At 44.4% G+C, this 22,500-nt stretch carries 20 protein-coding genes; 1 reads left to right on the top strand and 19 read right to left on the bottom strand.

The genetic code is table 11. The features are described 5' to 3' along the window. Positions 1 to 6: 6 nt before the first annotated feature. From EHV15_RS34315 to ltrA (EHV15_RS34260), 13 genes are all read right to left on the bottom strand, one after another. Complete coding sequence (locus tag EHV15_RS34315) at positions 7 to 414, bottom strand: TrbC/VirB2 family protein (protein ID WP_128635765.1); 408 nt, start codon at positions 412 to 414, stop codon at positions 7 to 9. Positions 415 to 643: 229 nt separating this feature from the next. Further along, positions 644 to 1,075 carry a hypothetical protein gene (locus EHV15_RS34310; RefSeq protein WP_128635764.1) on the bottom strand — a complete coding sequence of 144 codons (432 nt, stop codon included), beginning with the start codon at positions 1,073 to 1,075 and terminating at the stop codon, positions 644 to 646. 302 nt (positions 1,076 to 1,377) lie between these two features. Beyond that, on the bottom strand, positions 1,378 to 2,295 hold the full coding sequence (locus tag EHV15_RS34305; protein WP_128635763.1) for a hypothetical protein: 918 nt from the start codon (positions 2,293 to 2,295) through the stop codon (positions 1,378 to 1,380). Positions 2,296 to 2,305: 10 nt separating this feature from the next. After that, positions 2,306 to 2,581 carry a hypothetical protein gene (locus EHV15_RS34300; protein ID WP_128635762.1) on the bottom strand — a complete coding sequence of 92 codons (276 nt, stop codon included), beginning with the start codon at positions 2,579 to 2,581 and terminating at the stop codon, positions 2,306 to 2,308. A 413-nt stretch (positions 2,582 to 2,994) separates the two neighbouring features. Then, positions 2,995 to 4,134, bottom strand: coding sequence for a hypothetical protein (locus tag EHV15_RS34295; RefSeq protein WP_128635761.1), 1,140 nt, complete (start codon positions 4,132 to 4,134; stop codon positions 2,995 to 2,997). Between the two features lie 14 nt (positions 4,135 to 4,148). Continuing rightward, positions 4,149 to 4,379, bottom strand: a complete 231-nt coding sequence (locus EHV15_RS34290; RefSeq protein ID WP_128635760.1) for a hypothetical protein — start codon at positions 4,377 to 4,379, stop codon at positions 4,149 to 4,151. Positions 4,380 to 4,543: 164 nt separating this feature from the next. Next, positions 4,544 to 6,235 carry a group II intron reverse transcriptase/maturase gene (gene ltrA / locus EHV15_RS34285; protein ID WP_128635759.1) on the bottom strand — a complete coding sequence of 564 codons (1,692 nt, stop codon included), beginning with the start codon at positions 6,233 to 6,235 and terminating at the stop codon, positions 4,544 to 4,546. A gap of 866 nt (positions 6,236 to 7,101) precedes the next feature. Next, the gene (locus EHV15_RS34280; protein WP_178076108.1) at positions 7,102 to 8,568 is read right to left on the bottom strand and encodes an SNF2-related protein; all 1,467 of its coding nucleotides are present in this window, start codon (positions 8,566 to 8,568) and stop codon (positions 7,102 to 7,104) included. A 210-nt stretch (positions 8,569 to 8,778) separates the two neighbouring features. Beyond that, positions 8,779 to 8,931 carry a hypothetical protein gene (locus tag EHV15_RS36840; protein ID WP_178076107.1) on the bottom strand — a complete coding sequence of 51 codons (153 nt, stop codon included), beginning with the start codon at positions 8,929 to 8,931 and terminating at the stop codon, positions 8,779 to 8,781. Positions 8,932 to 9,782: 851 nt separating this feature from the next. Beyond that, entirely contained in the window at positions 9,783 to 10,244 is a 462-nt protein-coding gene (locus EHV15_RS34275) for a hypothetical protein (RefSeq protein WP_128635757.1), read from the bottom strand. A 58-nt stretch (positions 10,245 to 10,302) separates the two neighbouring features. Further along, complete coding sequence (locus EHV15_RS36835; RefSeq protein WP_178076106.1) at positions 10,303 to 11,475, bottom strand: hypothetical protein; 1,173 nt, start codon at positions 11,473 to 11,475, stop codon at positions 10,303 to 10,305. Between the two features lie 574 nt (positions 11,476 to 12,049). Continuing rightward, the gene (locus tag EHV15_RS34265; protein WP_128635755.1) at positions 12,050 to 13,504 is read right to left on the bottom strand and encodes a hypothetical protein; all 1,455 of its coding nucleotides are present in this window, start codon (positions 13,502 to 13,504) and stop codon (positions 12,050 to 12,052) included. Between the two features lie 256 nt (positions 13,505 to 13,760). After that, a complete protein-coding gene (gene ltrA, locus EHV15_RS34260) occupies positions 13,761 to 15,653 on the bottom strand; it encodes a group II intron reverse transcriptase/maturase (RefSeq protein ID WP_128635754.1) in 1,893 nt (630 codons plus the stop codon). Positions 15,654 to 17,403: 1,750 nt separating this feature from the next. On the opposite strand from ltrA (EHV15_RS34260), the gene EHV15_RS34255 reads away from it, so the two are divergent. Then, positions 17,404 to 17,718, top strand: a complete 315-nt coding sequence (locus EHV15_RS34255) for a hypothetical protein (RefSeq protein WP_128635753.1) — start codon at positions 17,404 to 17,406, stop codon at positions 17,716 to 17,718. Positions 17,719 to 17,773: 55 nt separating this feature from the next. On the opposite strand, the gene EHV15_RS34250 is transcribed toward EHV15_RS34255, so the two are convergent. The 6 genes from EHV15_RS34250 to EHV15_RS34230 all read right to left on the bottom strand — a co-directional run bounded on the left by EHV15_RS34250 (position 17,774) and on the right by EHV15_RS34230 (position 22,315). Further along, on the bottom strand, positions 17,774 to 18,637 hold the full coding sequence (locus EHV15_RS34250) for a phosphoadenosine phosphosulfate reductase domain-containing protein (protein ID WP_128635752.1): 864 nt from the start codon (positions 18,635 to 18,637) through the stop codon (positions 17,774 to 17,776). Beyond that, entirely contained in the window at positions 18,638 to 18,904 is a 267-nt protein-coding gene (locus EHV15_RS34245) for a hypothetical protein (RefSeq protein WP_128635751.1), read from the bottom strand. A 79-nt stretch (positions 18,905 to 18,983) separates the two neighbouring features. After that, the gene (locus EHV15_RS36830; RefSeq protein WP_178076105.1) at positions 18,984 to 19,136 is read right to left on the bottom strand and encodes a hypothetical protein; all 153 of its coding nucleotides are present in this window, start codon (positions 19,134 to 19,136) and stop codon (positions 18,984 to 18,986) included. A 65-nt stretch (positions 19,137 to 19,201) separates the two neighbouring features. After that, on the bottom strand, positions 19,202 to 19,486 hold the full coding sequence (locus tag EHV15_RS34240) for a hypothetical protein (RefSeq protein ID WP_128635750.1): 285 nt from the start codon (positions 19,484 to 19,486) through the stop codon (positions 19,202 to 19,204). A gap of 408 nt (positions 19,487 to 19,894) precedes the next feature. Further along, positions 19,895 to 21,205, bottom strand: a complete 1,311-nt coding sequence (locus EHV15_RS34235; protein ID WP_246062083.1) for a DNA cytosine methyltransferase — start codon at positions 21,203 to 21,205, stop codon at positions 19,895 to 19,897. A 252-nt stretch (positions 21,206 to 21,457) separates the two neighbouring features. Next, positions 21,458 to 22,315 (bottom strand): hypothetical protein, encoded by an 858-nt coding sequence (locus tag EHV15_RS34230; RefSeq protein WP_128635748.1) that lies wholly within the window; start codon positions 22,313 to 22,315, stop codon positions 21,458 to 21,460. Positions 22,316 to 22,500: the final 185 nt, after the last annotated feature.

Here is a 22,500-nt window from a genome sequence, read left to right as displayed (position 1 = left end):
CTTTACTTAGTTTGCAATCGCAAGTTTTGCAATTACGTCAGCGAAGGTAGCCGCCCCAAAGAATACAAACGCACCAGCGGCGCATCCCAAAAGAGCTTTCCAGTAGCTTGCGGCCTTTTGTGGGTTAAGGGAGCCGAAGATGATCATAACGGCATAATACATTACTGCCAGAACGAAGCACGTTCCACCTACCCCCCCAAGAATCTGAACGATCAGCTTTAGCGGTTTGTTCACTTTCGCAATGTTTTCAGCCTGATCCCCTGCTTTGTTCGGGTCATAAATGGAGCCGCCTGAAATATCGCTATCGATAACAGAAGAACTGCTCGCTGCGTGTGCGGCTGGAGTTGCAATAATGCCCGTGGCAGAAACCAAGCAGAACATAAGAGATAAGGTCAAGAAGAGCTTCTTAAGCAAGGTAATTCTCCTTTCGATATGTGGTTTTTTAAAGTTTTGTCCGAACGATTGAAAACAGCCTCTTTATTTGGTTACATGGCACCCCCCCTTTTTTTGGGAAACAAAAAAAAAAGCACCGCCAAACCGTTGGGCTGTACCCAAGGTAGGCGGTGCTTCCGCTCATAAGAGTATTCAATTAGTAAACATACTATGATTATCCTTATTGGGGGGGGAATTGTCAAGGCTAGTTTTAGTAGCGTGGATGGTGAATGCCTCTTCTTATCGAGAGCTTACCTGAGATAAATTCTCCATTATCCCCAGCGGAATAGTAAACAAAGACAGTGGCGTGATCAATATAATCGGATTCTATCAATGCGGACTCCAAAATCATCAGCATCGTTTTCAATCCAGATCTCGACAAACCGACCAAAGGTTTGATCTCCACGTTCCGTACTAGTTCATTAGTATCAGGGCTTAAATCCCTGTCATCGGAGATATAGTTGATGCCAAGTTCCCCACCGCGCACAGCAAATTCAAGGCGTCCTTCTCTTTTCTTAGACATCTCCTTAGGAAAACATTGCTGGATAATCGCTGCCTTCATCTGTTCTACTAACACGATATTATTTAATGGCTTGGATTGATCGTCTCCGCTGCCGTTTCCTTTGGTATATTGTTTTGACATGTTCACAACGCCTCCACTGAATAAAGTATGAATATATATGTGACAATCGAACTAAGTTATATAAGTAAGGAAGAAAAAAAAAGATGAAAAAAATTGAAATTAGGCTATTTTTCACACTTTCACACTCCAAATACCGTGAAATTTCATCATAATGTCCCCATTTTACACCTCAGTTGGAAAAATGTCGACAGCCCTTTTTGACAATTTAGGAATTTTGTCTTATAGAGAAACGGTTCTCCGCTTTCTCAAGGAACCGATAGGCCTATCGGACCTATTAGTTGCCTGAGAAAGCGGAGAAACCCTTATTTCTCCGCTGCCTGAACGATGTAATTTGTACTTTCAGCTAGATCTGTATAATTACTTACAAAGAACAGATCCGGCTTTATAAACATACCTTCGACCAGGAAGACACCTTCGAGATTTTCCATCCCTTTTAACGGGATAAAATGACTTCCATATTGGAGAAGTGTCATATCTTCCTTCTGTTGCACTCTCCCAATCATGCAATCATAATCTCCTGTTCCACCAATACCAGGGGTTGTCGTCACTTTGCTGACAACTTCCGCTCCATATTTCTGTTGCAGAGCCCAGTATTCTCTTGGTGGCAGTGGAAGGTTTTCTCCAAAAGGAAAATTATATATTTTCGCTCCTGAATCTTCAAAATCGGAACTTATTTGGTCGAGCATGTCGTCAATCGACGGAACGGTAGCTTCAAATTCTTCAGCACTTGATATTACTTGAGCCGTCTCATCAGGAATCCCAACTTGCACAATCGGTGTAACTTCCGGTTGGGACTGAAGCGCTTTGTAAACATTCAGGTTTTCAACAACCGGACTATGTTCTCTCTCTGGTGGAGTTGTTGGACCATCTATTGCCCTAAATAACTCATCAAGAGACTTATTTACGGCATCAGGTAATTCGGAAGCCTCATAAGCCTCATACTCAAGTGGCTTGGACGCCGGCTTATCCCCTTCTTGCACGATCTCTTGTAAGATTTCTAAGGCTTCAGGGGATTCTTCCAGTTTTGGGTCCAATTTAGGATCATGATTTATAAACTCTTCCTCGCTATCACTATTTTCTTGAGAAATAGTTGTCGCTGGTACAGCGGGCCGATAGTCAATTATTATCGGAGTTGGTGAGGACCCATCAAAAAGAGCTGCAAGAAGGCCCAGAACAATAGGCGATAAAAAAATAATAATAAGGACTGTTTCGAGACTCAAATCTATCACCTCAATACAAAGCGATAAATAAGAGAATCAAGGCCAATAAAATGCCTCCAAAAAGCGGAAAGTAAACCCGCATGTCCTCAAGGGTCCACCGAAGGACTTGTATCCAATAGCGAACAGTGACAGCGCGGCGAATTTGCGCGATGGATCGACGGTGGTTCTTACGGAGTTCTTGACCAATGAGAAATTGTTCCAGTTCGTCTCCAGCACCATCCCAAACACTTCTGTATTCCCCCAGAACTCCTATAGGTTGACGTTTCACTGCAGTTGATTTTCTCAATAGAGACACCTCCATAATTTTTGAGGATATATCAAGATTATAGGAACATGCGTTCCCGTAAGTCAAGATAATCCATTTTTTCTATATAAAAAACACCTTTGGTAGGTATACTCCGAAGAGATTATACTCCACCAAAGGTGTTTTGAATTAGGGATAATATACATAAACCCCATGAGCACACATTAGTATCAAAGATACAATGATATCCATAAGGGTGAATTTTGACATAGAAATAGCGTTGAAGGTAACGAAAATTAAAAACTTAGAATGACCTGCATGCCTCATGGCTCAGGCAAGTGAAAGAATAAATAAACAATGGTATGTTTTTATAATACCAAATTTTATTTCGTTCGACAATAAGGAAATGAAGCCGTCGAATATTTCGACGGCTCCTCCATTAAATCTGCAATTTTCTAGAAGATTGACATTTGCCCCTCTATTATTCCTCTTCGTTTGTCAGAATAATCTAGGATAACAAGTTTAAGGTCCGATTCATCCTTTTTGGAATCGTCGGCAGGCGCAACTTCCTCCATACCTGTTGTAACCAGTGACTGAGTACAAGTATTCCCGACGCTTGCAGGAGTAGTCTCTAAGTCAGCTTCATCATCAGTTTTAGGATGATCATTATCGATTGCAACTTCAGTTTTTAATGTTCCGATGTTACTGTCATCTTTCTCATCCTCAATGGATTTGAGTTCCCCCAAGACATCCTCTTCAGGAACTAGCTTGCCAAGAACTTCTTCATCCTCAATCTCAGGTGATACTTTTGCAATAATCCCCTCTTCCTCATCGCACGAAGACAGATTTCCAAGAGGCTCATCATCATCATCAACCGCGGATAGTTCTCCTATGGCACTCTTGCTGGCGGAATCTGGATTCATACCCGATGCATCTTCGAAATCTTCAGTGTCGTTTGTGTTCTTATCGAGAATTGGCACCGGCAACGGGGTGGTTAGTTCACGGATGACCTGGTCTAGCCTTCCTTCAACCTCATAACGGGCTTTAAGATCATCATCGGACTCATCTTTCTCACGTTGAAGAAAAATGCAACGGTCAATCACCAAGCATCCCTCTTGACCGAATAACTCTTCCGGTCGATAATAAACCCCTATGTTTTCAAAAATGTTGTTATAATTAGCCAAGTTACGACAAGCGACTTCGGAATGATCGAGGAGTTGCTGTTTAAGTTCTGGAAAGAATTCCGGAACCATCTCAGTTAACTTTAGGATTGCACCTTTCAAACTCGGGGAAACTAAAGGCTGAAATTCGCTAGTAAAATTATACCAACCAAGCAGAATCCAACCCGTTTCATCTCCAATACATACTTCTTCACACTTAAAGCGATGTTCTTTCTGTTCGCAATAAGCTTTTATCCATCTCGGCATCTTCCCCAAAAAGTGGGCCCTAACAATTTTCTTAGGGTCTTTAGGATGAAGTTGCAATTTCATAGGTTCCTGCTCAAAGTAATGGCGAATGGGGGTTGCCTTCTTGTCCTTTCGCTCATACCATTCGATGACAAAATGCCGCGTTGATTCGTCATATCTGGGGTACATTCTTTAACTCCCTTCTATACTGCAGTTGATTTAGGGGTAACAGCATTCCGGTTCGTACCACCTTTGAGCATGTCCTTTGCGAACTGCTCCATATCAATGGTAGACGATGGAGCTTTGGTATCCCCTTCAAATTCATTTGCCAATGCAGCAAAATCCAAAAGTTCACGGTCAACGGCAAGGTTAACACCGCTTGTCTTGGATAGTACAACCCCATGCATGTTCACATCGATTGTATTGATACCCAAAGTCCAATGAACCTCAACTTCATCCTTTTGACCAAGACGTACAGCTCGGCTAAAGCATTGTTCGAGCTTGTCGGGTAGGTCGGGAGTGTTACCACTCCTTCCCCCCTAAGAACCGCACGTGTCCCTTTCGGAACATACGGCTCAAGCCTTCACACGCCAATTTATCACTTCGAGTGTCGTTCGATATGGCAAGATACATGAACTAACTGAAAGTTCTTGTATTGGTCTTTGCCACCACTGCTCCTCTCGAGCTTATGGTCCACTTCCAGAGCTTCATCTTCTGCTCGTAGGCTTCTCTTACAGAGTGGGCACAGATATTTCTGTACTTTAGCCAGCTTAATTCGATGCATAACATTAGTGGAATCGAATTCCTTAATGTCCCGCTCCATCCAGTACTTATTCAACGTGGAGTCGTCAACACTGTTCTTGAAATAGACTTTCGTGAACCGTTTAATTTTGAACCAGGCGAACTTGATGACCTGCTTTTCAGTAACCGGACATGTCAGTATCCATCTATCGTTGCCACCGTGCTTAGCTTTGCGGAAATATCTCTCGCTTCGCCATTTGGATGACTTTTTAGGATGAAGAACCTTTAAGTGGTTTGTGATAAGCTTCCGCACATAGTAATCAAGTGATTTCAGTTCCTTGGAAGCTACTGAGTATCTCCAAAGATTACCGTATCCCCTAATTACCTCGTTCAACCGCTCAATAAGAATCAGTACACGCTGTCCGAAGCACTCTTGGAAGACCTCTTTGATCCTAACACGAGCCTTAATGACTGAGTTCTTGCTCGGTTTGATTAAGAGTTTTCCTCCATTTCTGGTAGTCGAAGATTTGTACATTCTGACGTTAAAGCCTAAGAAGTCAAAACCTTCGTCAATGTGAGTGATCTTCGTTTTATCCATGCTCAATTCCAGTCCTCTACTGGCCAGGTATGGTTTAAGATCCGCGTAAACCTTCTCTGCATCTTCCTTGGTCTCGCAGAAGACAACGAAGTCGTCTGCGTATCTAACCATTGAACGACCGCATCTGCCATCGACCTTATCATGGAGAACCCCACTACGGTATTTGATACCGAGGGCATCTTCCATTCCGTGAAGAGCGATGTTAGCGAGAAGGGGCGAGATGCTGCCTCCCTGTGGTGTGCCAGCATCGGTAACGTTGAATACGTTATTGTCGACGTAACCAGCTTTAAGCCATCTGCTAATAATTGTTTTGGCCGGGAATTTGCTGACCTGTTCCAGGATGTAGCCATGGTTCAGGTTGTCAAAGCATCCTTTGAAGTCGCCCTCGAAGACCCATCTCTTCTTACTTTTAGAATTGATCTTGTTCCAGATATCCTCAGCTGCATCAAGGATGCTCCGCTTAGGTCTGAATCCGTATGAGATAGCTTCGAAAGAGGCTTCCCACTCCGGTTCGAGTGCGTTCTTGACCATCGATTGATAAACCCGATCAACGATAGTAGGTATACCTAGAGGACGGAGTTTTCCGTTCTTCTTTTCAATGTAGGTACGTTTGGCTGGTTTGGGTCTGTGGAGCATAATGTTCTTTTGCATCATCGTGTTGTACAATTCAACCCGTTGTTGCGGCTTGACCACCTTGTAGCCGTCGACCCCAGCAGAACGCTTACCCTTATTGTGTTGGGTAACCCTTCTAATCGAGAGTAGCAGATTAGCTTTGCTTTTAAGCATTAATCGTTGAAGTTTGCGTACCTTTCGAGTTTGACCTAGCTTATTGGCACGGAAGATTCTTTGCCGCAACTTCTTAACATACTTTTCGGCTTTGATCCATTGGATCATATTCCAATCCGTAAGCGAAGGACTAGCCGACGCAACGGATTTGAAGTTGGTATTCATAACATAGCCCTTCCTCTCGTAAAAAGATTCAACAAATTTCTCATTCCGTATGAAGACCAGTTAGAAGTCAGCACCCTTTCGGGTCGTGCCAACGAGCACTATCCACCGAGTTATAGGGACTTGCCCTTTTCCTCTGAACTTTCGTTCCAGTGGCTTTCGCTTCCTCTAACCTCCTCTACCCCCTACCTTTTCGTTCGACCTTACGGCCTCCCTACCGCTTCGCAGGTGCGAAGACGGACGATATGGGGCTTACCCAGTTCCACATAGGATAGATACGACGATTTTAGGTGCCTACTATACGCCGGTGATCGTATGGGTCGTCACAGCCAGGGCGGAAAGACTCCCTGACTTCCCAATCACTTTTCCAACACAGCACGTTTCCTTTTTGTTGGTTCTTCATAACGACGTTTGCGTAGATTCACATAAATGTTCACCATGATCGTCTTCCCCTAGCGCGGTTTCAGTGTGTGCTCACCTACACCTTACGCATTTCCTCATGCAACCCAACAGCGGAATTACTTCCACAGCAGTTTCGGATAGGGATAGTCCGGACGACTGGACTAGCTACTGACATGCTCCAGTAATGGACATGAATCATGAACGATGGTACAACAAAGATAAGAAAATATGTGTGAGGTGTAATGTATGATTTACCTTTGGATTTTTATTACGTTGTTCGTGATCTCTATCCTTTTTTTCTGGTTAATCACCAAGGTACTTAAAGAAGAGTTCTCTCTGTTATACATTGGTGTTATCGGAGTATTATCTTTCGTAGCCACTGGCACCTATTTGCTAGTATCCCAGGGCTGAAAAGGAGTGCCTCTCGACACTTCTTTTTTTGTTCCGAGCATGCTTTCACACTAACACTAGGCAACTTCTGGTCGCACCTTTCCATTGAAATCTAAATCAACGATGAATACTCCCTTGGCTTCGGTCAATGTATAGCTCTCGGCCCCCGTACGGTGGCTCATTATAAGAATACTAAGAGGATCGTCAGGGTCCTGAAATTTTTTCATGACATCCCAGCGATATTGCATCGCAACATCCCCATGAATGTATTCAGCAAATCGTCCTGGGATAATTTCGTCTAAGGCAAGTTTCAATTGCTCGATCGTTTCCTTATGGCCAGAGAACAGCAATACTTTCTTTCCCCGACGCATAAAGTCTTTAACTTTACTTTCAATATATTGTAGCTTCGCCGTCGTGCTCCCTTTAAGAACATCGTATTCCGGGAAGGTCCATGGGCAGCTCGCTGCTTTTCGAAGCTTATCCATCCAAGTGCAGATTTCGATAGTATTGATCCGATATTTTTCGCCACGCATTTCAGCAGCCTCTTTTTTGGTGACTTCGCCCTCATACCACTCACGAAACCGTTCCACAAGTAAATCATAGAGTTCGCGTTCTGCCGGAAGCAATTCAAGATGGTACCGAATATGCTTTGGCTCTGGTACAGCGATGTAATCTTTAACATCGTCATCCGTTTTCTTTTTCCGAACCATAACAGTATCGAGAATCTGCCAAAGTTGTTCATGATGACCTACCCGAGCTTCAACGGAATCCACATCAAGGACGCGCCGTTTAGAGCCACCGCCATAATGAGCTCGGAAATGTTCGAGACCGACTTTCCCATACCCAGCAAATGGCTTCGGATTACCCCCAAATCCCTCAATGGGATCGTCATACCGGGATGAGAAACCAGTCAGCCAGCCGAGCAACCAATACAGATCGGTTACTTCATTTTCTGCCGGTGTGCCTGTCAGCAATACCCTTGTCCGCGCCTTAATCCTTAGTATCGACTTTGCACGTTGGCTCTCGGCATTTTTAATGTAGTGAGCCTCATCAACGGCCACCGCGTCGTAGCCTTTGTGGTAATAGTGCGAAAGAGAGGGGATGCGCTTTTCTATCAATGAATAAGTGCATTTTCTTACTTCCTCAATGCCATTATGCAAAACAGTACACTCGTGATCGCAGGACAACGCACCCTTTTTCCACTCACCGCCACATGCAGGGCAGTGTTTTGGGAGATCATTCTCGGACCAACGAGCCTCGAGCAGTTTGCCATCATCATCCAACATGATGGGAACAGCTTTCCTTTTACAGGCTATACAATATTGCCGATGCCGGTTAAAGAACCCAGCTCCAGAATGGCAATCCGGACATGTTGTATGTTTCTTCTTACGGAAGGTCACACGATCCGTGCTCCATTTTTCGTAAGAGACGAGGTGAAAGCGAACCCCAGCGGTTTTTTTGAGATCCCCTGGTTTTTTTAAAATGATAAAATCTTTGTTCTCTTCAAACCCTAATAGGTTCAGTTCCTTAACCCAGTCGTTCATGTTTCTGCTCATCGTAACAATTAAACTCAGTTTGTTTGTTGGATCAGAAGCAAGACCGACAAGCGTACCAATTGTCTATGGTGATAGGTAATCCTTTGAAAGTAATCTCCAGACTTTCCCCCACCCCACACCGTGCATGCAAGTTTCCCTGCACACGGCGTTCCATCAACTGATGGCGCTATTACGCGCTGCTAAATTAGCGGTTACCCACTAAACCGCTACACTGCTGGTTTCTTCATTGTTCCACATGAGTTCAACAAGTCGTAAAATGGTTAGTTTCTTTCCTTGGAGAGTCGATTTCATCTCGTCCAAGGTTGCTCGTAGACTGCTTTCATTTGCTATTTCACGTCTTTTAACCTTCACGTCGCATTCCCCCTTGGATACCAGGGTAACGTTGTGAATTGACTGTTTTACTCCCACACTGTCCATGTGGATGAAATTACCAGATTGTCATCAGTTGACTAGCGTCCTTCGCTCGGGCCGGTTTTTCCCCTCTCGCCCACTTCCACAACACCTCTGCTGTTTTATAGGTGCGGTCAACAGGCCTGCCGTCATCACTAGTATGACGCTGCTGACTCCTATGAGGCATCGACGGGTCTAATCCCTCCGCCAAATAGGTATCCAACGTTCCATAATTCCTATCCCTTCATTTGCAAACCCTTAGCTGTCCTCTATACTCCGAGGGTACTGGCTGCCCGAGATTAACCCGAACTGAGCAGTTCGAAGATACACCATTCGGAAAGTGGTGTATTTCGCCTCAAGCCGATAGGCACCTGGTTTGAGATTCCCCTTAGTCCGCCCTTTGAACCGAAGTAAGGCGGGGATGGGTGACGGAGCGTGCATGACGAGGATTCATCTTCGTTCAGCATAGGTTGCTTTTAAGGACCACCGCATTATGTGGGGGATTTCGGTCTCCTCGCAAATACGACTTTGCCTGGCTCTCGTACCGTCGACGCATTAGATCGTCGCCGCACACAGGAGTATCATGGTCCGGACCCAATGGAGGTTATTGTCCGGGTTGAGGGTTTCACTCAACATATCGGAATTACAGTTAAAGCGTGTATTACGCTTCAGCCACTTCGCGTACCGGTTCCACAATTTCTTTTCAAATGGTTCCAGACATTATTTACTGGTTCCATAGATTTTTAACTAGTTCCGGACTTTCTTTACTGGTTCCAGACTTTCTTTCCAGTGCCAAAATTTCCGCTTATAGGCTAACGTTGCGCACTTCCTAGACCCATCTCCCAAGCATTGAGAATTCGCTTTACACAAACAATATAGGCAGCGAGATCCAATTGATACGGAAACAATACGCGGCCATCCTTCATCGGCTTACCAAACAAGGCCTCCACCCGTTCTCGTGCCTTCTTATATGCCGGAGTATCCTTCCATGCTGAGAGAGGCAACATCCCGCGTCGGTATACTTTCCTCTTGCTACGGAGGATACTTTCTGTTTTTTCAAGAGTCTCTTGGTCCAAGGAAATGCCCCACAAGCCCATTTCGGCAATCGGAGGAACTTCGGATAAGGGCTTTTCGCTACGAGTGACCAGCGAATGCCATGAAAACTTCTTCGGGTTGCTCCTTACTCCAATAAAGCATTCACTGATACTCATCGCCTCAGCGATAGATTCTGGATTTAAGACGACACCTAATTTCGAGTATTTTAACTTTGCCATAAAAATGCCCCCACACCTAAACCCATGTGGGGGCTGTTCCTCCTCTCTCTTCTTGTATTTATACAGTCGTTGGAATTCGCTTCGAAGATGTATTGTTTATCCCTTTAATAAATTGCGAGGTGTACGGCAAGACCCACAAACGAATATCTTCGTTGCCGTCGTGGGCAATAGAAACCGCCTCATTGAATGCATTTACGTAAAGAGTCAGCTCGTCAGCAGATCTCGACATTTCGAACAGCTGAGCTGCCTTTTCCAAATGATTGGCCATAACCGCAAAGCTTGGAACTTCACCATCAACCGACGCAGGGAGCGCCTGTTCCAAAACACCAGAGATTACGGCGGAAACTTTATTACCCTCCACATAAAATTGAACCACTGGATAAGTCGGTGCAAGCCGTCTTACACGCTCACACAATTTGATTAGTTCAAGACGATCGATGTTCATTTTCCCTTTAGTTTTGGTTTTGAATAATTGGGCAATTGGGGGGAACTTACCAACCAACGTTCGGCAGACTGCTGTTGTATAACCCGCTTTAAAAATCACTACTGTCCCACCGCTAAGTCCGACCTGGATCCTAGCATCACTTGGGATAACATCAGCAACACCTTGCAGCGCTGAAATGTGAATACTCATAGTATCATCAAACCATTCCATTTGCTTAGGATACATAATAACCCCTTTAACTCCATCAGTTGCTCTAATAATTACTCGACCGGTATCATCTTTTGAAAAGTTCGGGCCTAGAGTATTCGACAATTGATCCGCCTTTGGGCTTTTGGAGTCCAGAGTAAACGGTGGTATATGACGAACTAGGTTATGTAATTCACCAGGCTTCCAATTCACAATTTCTTCAAACGGGGGAACTTCGACCATAGGGGAGGTTTCTGGGAGAACATCGAGTTTCAGACATGATCTCCGTTTGCCACTCCCGCCCCAAGTGAATTGAACAGGTCCACCTGAAGTTTTTTCAACTGTTACTTCTATTTCATCCGGAAGAGCAGTAACCTTAACATCGAGTTCTCCGATGCTCGTTGCTACTTCCAAATTCCCATGGATCTCAGCCGAAACTTTCTTTTCAACCGATATTTCTATCGCGTGATAATAGAAAGAAACCAACCCGTCATCCAACGTGCGAATGTAAATTGTTTTGTCTCCGATACCTGCCTTTCGGGCTGACTTAACCAGCATTGAAACGACACTCTTAAGGGCATCACTCTTGATTATGAACATAAACTTTCTCCTCCTTAAAGATAATTGGGTTGTTGGAAAAAAATGCGCCCCTAGCTTTTCACCTCCGTATTTTTGGAGCGCAAAAAACCCCTGCAAGCGACAATTAGCTAAAAAGCTTTTTGTCACCCACAGGGGCGTATTAAGACATATTTTCCCTATCCAAAGAATAGCATTGTATAACTTCTTAGAATTCCTCTTTCAGCGCGTGCTCAGAGGTTAGAAATAAGAGGTGGATAAGGGTATACGTTAATTTTAATGAAATTGTTTCAGATACGCAAGTTGTAATTCGGCTCGGTTAAACAGACACTTTGGTTTGATTATTGTTTACTGCAGCCGAGTAACGATCTTTAGATACGATTTGGGCCTAACTGCGGAATAGACATGAGTGCTAAGGAGGGCGTGAATAGAAGCGTCTTCGGCAGTTATACCTTAAAAAACAAGGTTTCCTGAAAGTGCTAGAATCACGCCTTGTCTGGATACAAGTATTACCTAATTAAATTGTAGGGATAAACAAAAGAAATGGTGCAATCCTTATCAGGTGGTTGCACCATTCCTTTGTTAATACATTAAGTGCCTACAGCGGCGTTTTCTGTCTAGATGCCTGGAGTTCATGAACGTACCTTTCCAAAGCCTTCTTCATGAAATCGGGCAATTTATGATGCTGATCGGGCAAGAACAATAGAGAATTAAGACAATCTCTCATTCCGTGTACCCTTACCTTGTTCCCGAAGAACAATTCCAAATTATTGATATCAGCATAAAACTTAACTGCCTCCGGAACCACTTGAGGTACATATCCTTTCTCGATCAAGTACTGCTTAACAGATTCAGAAGTTTTGAACTCATAAAGCAGAGTCCAGAATACTTCGTCCCAGTATTGGCTAGAGCAACATAATTTCTTCGCCTTTTCAGCTTCCATCCTGGAAAGACCATCGCCAATGGAACTCTTAATGGCATAAGCCACCATGAGTTCTTCATCATTTACGCCTACAAATAATTTCAGTTCCTCCGAAAGTTGATTTGGATGCATACCGAGCATGAATAGCTTCTTTCTGGCTTCAAATGTAGATTTCCCCTTGAGCATTTGCCAGAAGTGCTTCTCGCAGTTGTAAACTTCCTCCTGATGATTGCACCCCGCTTCAATGAAGGAGTTAACAAACGATCTTGCATCTGATGATGTTTTAATGTCTGGCCTTGAGACTATAAAGGTTACGTTATTCCAAAACACGTTCCTGTTTTTCTCTCTTGCCACAACTGGCACCCAATAAAATGGTATGTTGTGCCCGGTCTTGACTTTGGCTCGATTCAAAACATCGTAAATTTCTTCCTCACCACCGCCAAAATCGGTCGTTACATAGAAAATAAAATTCAAGGTTTCCGGAGTCGCATCCTTTGTTGAATTGAGGACTCTCAGTCTTTCATGTTTTACCAAGTCCTTGACTTCCTTATACCGGTTTTTAAGCTGCAACGTCTCTTCAAGAGCATAGTATTTAGGATCAACAACTAAATTGGGTATGGTTGTTTCAGCTTCATTTAACTGGTATTCCTTATCGAGGACAAGTGCTCCATAGTATGGTACAGCTTCTGGTGTGAGGTCCTTTTCATTTTCAACCCATCCCATCTCCTGCTTCCAAACCTTTTTAATGTACTCGATGTCCTCCGGGGTCACAAGCTCCATTCCAGCTTGCTTCTGGAAGTATAGCACTGTTTTCAGCAGGAAAATCCGCCCCTGCAAAGTAAAACTTGCGCATGCAAGATCAGGGTTTGCCGGTTTACCGTCAAGACAAAGAGGCTCGTATGGTAAGTCGCCATCTCGCCCACATGTCCGGGTTTCCAAGTCCATCAGTGTGATTTGTCCTTCCGATTGATCCTTTTTAGTGAGTGGATCGGTAGAATCCAGTTTCTTCAAACGTTTTTTTCTAATCGGTTCACGGAAATTGGCATCGTAAAGCATATTTCGCATGATCGATCGAAGAATGAGAATTGGATGGGCCCATTCTTCTCCTTTTTCAACAAAGTACTTCAACATGCTGTCTTCCTTATAGCGATAGGTAAGAGTCATCCACGCCTAACCAGCTTTCATCGAGTTGAAGCATAACTTTGCCGGGTATTAAAGCATAACTTTGCCGATTTGAATTTTTGGCAATGATATGGTTTAACAAATGAACTCGCGGCAAGCTTATGGTTCAACAATCCAACTCGCGGCAACGTTTTGGTTAAACGCTAGGAGCCCTTTTCCCCCGCTTCACACCGTACGTGAAAGTTTCCCTTCATACGGCGTTCCATCATATCCGCCATGGGGTAGCGATTAACTTTTCTCTAAAACTCTGAATTTTGACCTGTTCTTTTTGAGGTAGGTATGAGACATCCTTATCGGAATGAATTAGGTCATGGCATGTATCATGTAAAGTGGCAAGGTTTTTAACCTTGTTCACAAGATAAACAGGCAGCCACGGGCTGACATGGTGGATATCCACGTTGAAAGCGAAGACGAGTTCTCCACACACCCTACATTTCCCTCTATCCCTGTTAAAGGCGTATGCCCTGTTCAGGAAGTATTCGAAGTTATATAACTTCTTGCCGTACGTCTGATCGTGCCCAATTTTACTTGATAGGTGTAAACTGAGCAGTTCATCCGCACGCGCGAGGACGGATTTTTTCTCGGTACGTTTGAAGTACCGGTTACTTCCTTCTGGGGTGTAGGGTGATTCCAGCGGGTCTTTTGTTAGAGGGTCTTCGTATTTAACGAAGGCTAAACTGGTTAGGCCAAATTTCATTCCCTCATGTGACACAGCAGGAATCTTCGTCTCGTACTTGGAATGGACACTCACCAGATTATTGACCTCGTTTGCTTTTGTCCATTCTCCCCCGAACTTCCTTAAAACGTGGTGTCCGAGGTAAAGTAGGCTCTCAGCGTACTTATTGAGGTCAATGTTGACCCAGGTGGCGGCTTTGTAGTATTCGATAATTCCTCGGATTTTGGAGTTTACCACGTTGATCTCGTGAACCAACCGATCCTTCCCGAATATTGGGATTGATTTCAGTCTCCTGATGGCTTTTCGAACCTCCTCCACTTTCGTGGAAAGCCGTTCCTTTGGTGGTCTGGTTCTTGTGATGTATCCGTGCCTTGCCTGCCCTTTTACCATTTTGATGTTGAAGCCGACAAACTTTACTGGAGAGTTAGTGACGTTGGTGATCTTCGTCTTCTCCTCAGAGAGCTGCAGCTTTAACTTCACCGACAAGAATTTAGCGATTCTGCGTTTCCACTTCTCTGCGTTAGCCTTTGAATCGGTAATGAGTACCCAATCGTCTGCGTAACGCACCAGATAGGCTGGTTTGAGGTTAGTGGATTTTCGCATTGCTCGGAAGCGCGAATCGTCCCTTGAGTGTTGTTGCTTGAGCTTCTTGTCCTCCCACTCTCTTACCACCCATTTATCAAATACATTTAGATAAACGTTGGCAAGGAGGGGCGAGATGATACCGCCTTGCGGGGTGCCCATTTCATTAGAGGTGGATTCTCCCATGACCCCGGCTTTAAGCATCGATTTGACCATCATCAGAACTCTCCGATCACGTATGCCCATGCCCCATAGCTTCTTGAGAAGAGTGGTATGGTTAACCCGGTCGAAGAATTTGCTGATGTCCCCCTCGATTACCCAATGGTAGCCGGTTCTGTGGATCGTGCCGTTAACCCTGGTTAATGCCATCTTGGTGTCCCGCATTGGACGGAACCCATATGAGTGGCGGAAAAACTGGGGTTCGAGAATGGGTTCCAGAACGGATCTCAAGCAATCTTGGACGATTCTATCCTCAATATCTGGGATACCAAGAGGGCGAACCTCTAATGGGTTTCCGTTTTTGGGGATGAATTGTCTGCGTATGAGACCTGGGCAATAGTGTTGGATGTACGAGCGGAACCACTCGCAGACCTTTTTATAAGGTTGCTGGAGGATATCGTCGATGTTCCTACCGTTCGGTCCAGGTGTCTTACTTCCGCTGTTCGCTTTAACCTTATGGATAGCAGTCATAATGACGGCCTCCGACGAGACGATTTCGAGGAGTCCCTTAAACGAAGCATTTGTGCCTCGTGTGACAGCCTCATGTGAGACGCGATACATCTCGTCTTGTAAGGCTCTGAATTCTGTTTCAGAGTTTGGATAGTCAAATTTTTGTACCAATGGCATCCCTCCTTTCGAGGAATTACCGTGCTTGGCTTTAGTCAGGTATGCACAACGGCTTCCTTGACAGGTTAGATCATTTCCCCATTTTGGTTTATGACTATGCCCCTTCGCTCCACAAACATTACTTTGCTTCAACGCTACTACGGGCAGCTGCCGCTCGGACTCAGAGGTCATTTCCTACCTCTTCGGGTCATCGTGCATTACCGCACTTGGCATCCCCTTCCGAGCTTCCCTTGTTCCCTACAGTCTAGCTTTACATAGTCGCCTTAGCTTCCATCTATGACCCGTCAGTCATCCTTTTACCCGTAGTTGGGGGGGCGCAGGACACCGTTTCTGTGAAACGATACAACATGAGCATTTGTAATTACCCAAGTCGCGGCTGAACTCCATTTAAGGAGTGGATACCTTCATTTTCAGTATTCCTGCCTTTACGAACCGTACCTCCGATGGTTCTTGCTATTGCTTTTCGCAATCCCATAAGCATAGCGACTTTATAGCCTCCCGACTACTTCACTAACCACTTCGCAGGTCTGTTTTTCGCCGTCTTCACCGAGCTTCATACAATCAACGGTAATGATGATTGCATGTCGGAGTATCAGAGCGGAGTAGCCAACATTCTACTCGGGAAGGTACTTCCCCTTCCATTTCGACTGTAGAGTTATACCCGTTTGGTCGGGTACACCGTTTTTACCGTGTATTTCTACGAATGGACATTGGTATTAGATGCCTAGTACACAACTTAATTGTTGGGTACATAACTTTATTGCATTCAGAACACAACTTTATTGCTCAGAATACAACTTTATTGCATCCAGAACAAAACTTTATTGTTCAGGACACAACTTTAATACCAACTTTCCCGGATTGTACGGTAACAAGGCACACGACAAAGAGGCAAATTACACAGCCGTTCCTCGATGTGCCGCAAGATTGTTTCATTTCACCAACATAGTGATAGGTAAGGGCATTCCTCGACTTTACCCGTTAGGAACCACTTTTCCCCCACTTCACACGGAACGTGACAGTTTCCCGTCATTCCGCGTTCCACCGACATCATTCAAAATTGCACTGCTAGTTTTCCCTATATGATAGAAAAAATTTTGCAGATGTCGGCTATGCCCCTTCGCTCCACAGACATTACTCTGCTTCAACACTACTACGGGCTGCTGCCATTCAGCTTTTCAGGTCATTTCCTACCTGAGTGGAACATTCGGCCTTCCACCGTTCGCATTCCCAGCTGAACTTCCTTTGTTCCCAACATTCTAGCCTTTAACAACTGCCTTAGCCGCCTCCTAGCCCCGTTAGCCACCTTTTTGTCCGTGATCGGTGGACGTAAGGCAAGTATCTTCTGCGAGATACCTACAGCCGCACGCAATGCAGTTCTACGCCGGCCGCGACTAATCCTCACTGTGGAGGGGAAGAGCTTCTTGTTTAACTCTTTCTGCCCTTTCGAGGTTTACTTTCGGAGGTTCGTCAGTACCGCGTGGGTACATTCTCGACATAGCAACCTTTTGGCCCCCCGACTACTTCGCTTACCACTTCGCAGGTCAGCTTTTCGCCGTCTTCACCGAGCTTCATACACCATATTGGAAGATATGATGCATGTCGGAGTATCAGGGAAAGTTATCCGATCTTATAACCATAGTAGGAACTGCCCCTACCTATTCGAATGTTGAGTTAGAATCAACGGTCTTGGAACTGATATGCTATAATGAGTGCGAAACCCCACTAGGAAAGAGGTATGGTCATGTCGATTAATCAGATCCAAGATAACTTGTCTGCGCCAGACACCATAGAGCAACGTTTTTCTGATTTTGTGGACTATCTCAAGACTATCGTTCTCGGCTTTACTGACAGCCATAAATCAGAACCCCGGACGGAACTTAACGGATTTAGTGACCTTCATTTAAACATTCTTTTGGATGATGTATTATCTGTTTTGAAAGCAAGAAGAACTCACCCTGATAAGGTAGTGCTCTTCAATTCAATATCAGAAGAAGATCTAATCACGTATAGTTCACTGTTGAATGATGACCTTATACGCCGACTTCGCAGGGAGTGATTCAATATGGATTGCTCCCTTTTTCCGTCAATTCCCCCAGTTTTATTGCGTATTTCTACGCAGATTGTCTGAGAACAAAGCGCACCTGCATCGGACACTCTCCCGTATCTCGGTACAATGCGTAAAGTTGGAGAAACCGGGTTTTCCAAGGGAATTTAGACCATTTCATCAAGGTATCCCACAATACATCGTCAGAAATCTCCTTGATAGGATGGCACTCAAATCTTCCCTTCATGGGCTTACGCTCATGGGTTCCATCCTTTCCTTTGGTCGGTTTATACTTTTGGAAAATGAACTTGTCCGCACCATTTCGCTTGATGGAAGCTGCTCTATTTATGGATTCATCATTACGAACACCGGTAAAAATTACGACTTCCCCATACTCGGCCAGCAGACTCTTAATAAAAACTTCGGTAGGAGATATCTTAAAGGAATCCGTACACCATCTAAAAGGCGAAGCTGGTGTTGAAAGTGGTACACCATGTGCAATTGCTTTCGCAGCGAATCTGTTCTTCTGATCTGGCATGACAATTTGAGCATGCAAACAATCGAGCCCCTGTTCAACGGCGCTCAATTTCATCTTTTCAATAGATTCATGAACAAACGCCTTTAATCCTGGATTTTCGAGGCCCGTGTCACTGCTGATAATATACACCTGCCGCGTCCGTTGTACCGAAGGTATCTCTGATAATGCAATCCAAATACACAAGCAAAGCAACGTCGAATCTTTTCCCATCGACGAAGCGATGACCCATGGCCGATTTATCGTAGGATCGAGGTAAGCCTCTTTGATCCGTTCAATCACCTCTCGAACCTCGTCACAGACAGGCTTTAGCTCAGCCTGGACGATGGTTCGCGGGGTAAGATTGGGAACCTTCTCCTTCTCTTCCCACTCTGCAAATAGAGTCAATTGCGCCAATTAGATCGCCTCCAAAGTGATGGACTCATACCGATCGTTAAATTTCACAAAAGCTCCTGCGATATTGAGCTGACGTGAATCCTTTAATCCCTTCAACGTTTCTTTATTTGTATCTGCTTCGATCATCGTTTTGCAAAACAGAGGATCGACCTCAAACAACATTTCAGGTGTCTTTAACATTGAATATGAAACTCCTGATTTCTCAAGAGCATCTTCAATGGCGAGTCCATAGTTAGGGTCATAAAACAAAACCATGATCCCATTCATCCGGCATTCTCCTTATCGTGAATAAAAATAAAAAAGGCCTGGTTGAAAGTTCCCGGGCCTTTGACACGCCATGCATGGATTAAAAAGCGAAAGCAAGTTGAGCATCAGAAACATTTTCCTCAATCTCGGGGTTACCGAGCATTTCCTTAGAATCCCCATCTTCTATGTAGATAGGTACGATCTCCTCGACAAGTGTAGCTGATCCATCCAGAGAAAGTGCTAATTGAATCATCTCAATTCCCTCCATAAGATATTTTTGTCATTAAAATGGCTCTTTGGAAAGAGCAAGTGAATTGCTTATTCCTTAAAGATTTTTAGATCGACAAATGTCGAAACTTCAAAACAATAGGGACAATGAAATTCGTCTTCAGGTTCAGCTTCGTGAATTCGAGTAACGCCCCCACTGGAATCGGAATCCGTTTTGGCATGGATAGTCGTGGCATTCCACTCATAAACGCTACCGTTTCTATCGCAATGTGGACAGTTGATCAAGCGAGAATCCTTGTCACCCATGTTTGGAGTTTCTTCAAAATTTTCGAAAACCAGCAAACAGACTTCAACATCACCTCTGGTGCTCGCCACGTCTGCGACACCCCCGAGACATGAACTACGACTCGGCTTTTTTTTTGGCTTTTTGCAAGTTTCATGACATCCTCTCCTTGTGAATAAAGTGGGTTGTAAGACGCAAAAAATGCGTCTATCACGGCCACTAATACCTGAAAAACAGTGATTAGTAACTCTGATAAACGCATTTTCCATTATCATATAAAAAACGTCGTTCAAAGTACAGACATAAAGGACGCAGATCCCCAATTAAGTCTTTTTCGCTTGAAGGCGCATTAGTGTAAGGTAGAATTTCCTCATAAGTCCCGGGACCGAGGATAAGAAAAATGTGATAGAAAATGATAAGGTATGGCCTTATTGTATCATGTACTTTTACAATTGAAAAGAAAAAGGACCGGATAACCCACCGGCCCAAATTCATAGATATTAGATCATCAGTAGCTGCAACTGACCATCTGCGTCCAGCTCAAAAGGAAGAACATCCTCATCCTTCTTCTCAGGAGAAGGCACTCTCAGCATAGCCTCGAAGAATACTGCAGCAATTTCATTTGCAAATGCACGGAAAACACGACCACATGCGGACTGCCCAATTTGCTCATAAATCCTCCAGAGAGGCGTATGGATGGAGAACTTGAAATCATCTGGTATACCGAAAATGCGGCGCAACTCGGTAACGGTCAAGAATCTCCATTGTTGCTTGTCTGGATTCATAACGTAAGTATTGCTGGCACAATGGGAACGGTAACGCTTAGGTATGCATTGGATCATCGTCGCATTTTCGTCCACAAACGTTAGGTCAGTTGAACGATTGGCCCACGCATTGTTTTTATCTGCCTTCGAATTGAATGAGGCAAGCCACTTCTCCAACGACTTCCACTCGTGTTCCGTCTCTTTCGAATCAAGGAATTCCTTAAGCTTCTTTCTCCGAACTTTGCTAGGAGGTGAAGGGACTCTGAATTTCATCATATCCTCCTGGTAACGAAAAGCAAGAGAATAGCTCCTCTCTCGCTTCGCGATGGAACCAAAATCATGACTTTCGAGTTTTACTGGCCCAATCCAATATGGGTAATCTCTGATAAGCAAAGCCTGTAGATCCGTAAATGCTCGGGTCTTATAAAAGGCCGGAACATTTTCAAAAAAAACGATTCGAGGTTCAGCAGCCTTAATAATCTTAGCCGCCGCCAAAGTTAGGTTGATAAACACCCCTTGGTTCCCATCCCCCAAACTGGAATGCTCATTGCACGGTAACGTTACCAACGCAACGTCAGCCTTCGACACGACATTGCAGTCTCTTAGGTCACCGTGGAACAAAAAAGAATTTGGATAATTTAGCTTCAGATTTTCTGCAGAATCCTCATCCATCTCGATTTCTTGAACGGGGGTGAAATACTGGGTAGACCGAAAATAGCTCGTTCCGATTCCCGCGCCTGCCGCAATGCTCAGAAGCCGAATTCTCTCGTCGCTAGGTGTCTCGAAAGTCTCAGTGTTGAAAAGCTTAAAGCGAAGCGGTCGAACAACAACGCGAGAGTATCCGCCCAGACTATACACGCATATTTCAACCTTATCTTGTACAGAAATCACCGAAGCATACGAATCCCGTGCCGAATCAACAAGAGGCCTTGCCTCCCCACTTACTTTGTTGATTCTCGAGGAGACATGGACTTGATGAATGCTTTCCGAATCCCCTTCTTCGAATTCGCGATTCTGGATCAGAATCTCTTTATCCTCTTCGTTCAATTTAATGTAAATCTCCTGACCTGGGACAAAACCACTTGCTTCGCATACAAGATGCTGCAGCCAAATGCGAGGAGTCTCTTTCTTACGACTGATTTGATACACCTTTTGAAGGATCAATTTGATATTTTCCTTTACGCTCATTGTAGGCGGCCGATTTGAATAAACAAGGCCCTTTCCTCCTCCTTATTTTTTTGGAATTAAAAAGTGAAAGAACAGAGCGAAGACAGCTGCTTCGCTCCTTTCCATACCAACTTAAACCTCAACAGGCTTAAGAATTTTTCTTTTCTGTGGCACCATGACTTCTACTTCTTCGACTCTATAGTCTTTGCAATAAGCGATGAAAAGAGCTCGAACTTGGTCACACAATTGATCAAAGCTCTGGACAAGTCGAACCCTATCACGCAGTGATTCCATGTCCCAATCTTCGGAATGGAAGTCTTCGCCCATATCCGTCGAACGAACAGGGAATATGTTAAACCGCGTAGGAGGTGTCTCGTAATTAACTCTCGCAGGAGCATGGCACTTTCCACATTTGTTAGATGAACTGAATTCGCCAGCGCCTTGAGAAATTTTCCTTTTCTCGGCAGCAAATATGGCCAGCGCTGCTTCTCGTTCAAAACCAAGATTCTTAATGAGTTCCTCGTTATTTTCGTAGATAACAGCGTCTCTCCAGGTTTGATTCTGGTGAACAAGAAGAATTAACCGTTGTTCTGGAGTAGGGTTCTCGGGTGGCACCAATTTGAAATTGTGTTGACCGCATTCCAAACAGTACGATTTTGGTCCACTTTTTGGACTTTCAGCTTGCCCTTGATACAGAACAATGTATCCACCGCTACGCCCATTAAAACCGGCATGCCAGCGGTAATGATACTGCTCTGCCCACTCTGAAAAAAGAACATGGATATGGTGGAACACTGCTTCCTGTTCTAAGAGATTGTACGCTTGATCCTGGTGCTCGCGAGGGATAATTCGGTTCACCTTAACATTGTTCGCGTAACTCGTGCTGTTATTCCACGAGTTCATCGTGTTATACCGAAAATGCGAAGTTAGAAATTGAACCATTGCTGCTCGACTTCTTAAATCTACCTTTTGACAAAAATAATTCTCCACAAAAATTCCTCCTAAAAATGGGTTATTGGGTTGTATGGGCAAAAAAATAACGCCCAACCACAGATTGATACACTGTGGTTCAGCGTCATTTCGAAGCAATAGAATCAGTCCATGAGTCGTATGACAGGACAAGAGGTAGAAAAATAAGGTATGACTCTATGATACCACTTTTTCGAAAACATGTT

It is taken from the genome of Paenibacillus oralis, assembly GCF_003863965.1.
Taxonomy (GTDB): domain Bacteria; phylum Bacillota; class Bacilli; order Paenibacillales; family Paenibacillaceae; genus Fontibacillus; species Fontibacillus oralis.
The sequence above is the reverse complement of the archived record's forward strand: the minus strand, read 5'-3'. Positions and strand labels throughout refer to the sequence as shown.

Coding starts and splice junctions, on each gene's coding strand:
- EHV15_RS34310 (WP_128635764.1), bottom strand. CDS start 1,075: ATGTCAAAACAATATACCAAAGGAAACGGCAGCGGAGACGATCAATCC.
- EHV15_RS34295 (WP_128635761.1), bottom strand. CDS start 4,134: ATGTACCCCAGATATGACGAATCAACGCGGCATTTTGTCATCGAATGG.
- ltrA (WP_128635759.1), bottom strand. CDS start 6,235: ATGAATACCAACTTCAAATCCGTTGCGTCGGCTAGTCCTTCGCTTACG.
- EHV15_RS34280 (WP_178076108.1), bottom strand. CDS start 8,568: ATGAACGACTGGGTTAAGGAACTGAACCTATTAGGGTTTGAAGAGAAC.
- EHV15_RS34275 (WP_128635757.1), bottom strand. CDS start 10,244: ATGGCAAAGTTAAAATACTCGAAATTAGGTGTCGTCTTAAATCCAGAA.
- EHV15_RS36835 (WP_178076106.1), bottom strand. CDS start 11,475: ATGTTCATAATCAAGAGTGATGCCCTTAAGAGTGTCGTTTCAATGCTG.
- EHV15_RS34265 (WP_128635755.1), bottom strand. CDS start 13,504: ATGTTGAAGTACTTTGTTGAAAAAGGAGAAGAATGGGCCCATCCAATT.
- EHV15_RS34255 (WP_128635753.1), top strand. CDS start 17,404: ATGTCGATTAATCAGATCCAAGATAACTTGTCTGCGCCAGACACCATA.
- EHV15_RS34245 (WP_128635751.1), bottom strand. CDS start 18,904: ATGAATGGGATCATGGTTTTGTTTTATGACCCTAACTATGGACTCGCC.
- EHV15_RS36830 (WP_178076105.1), bottom strand. CDS start 19,136: ATGATTCAATTAGCACTTTCTCTGGATGGATCAGCTACACTTGTCGAG.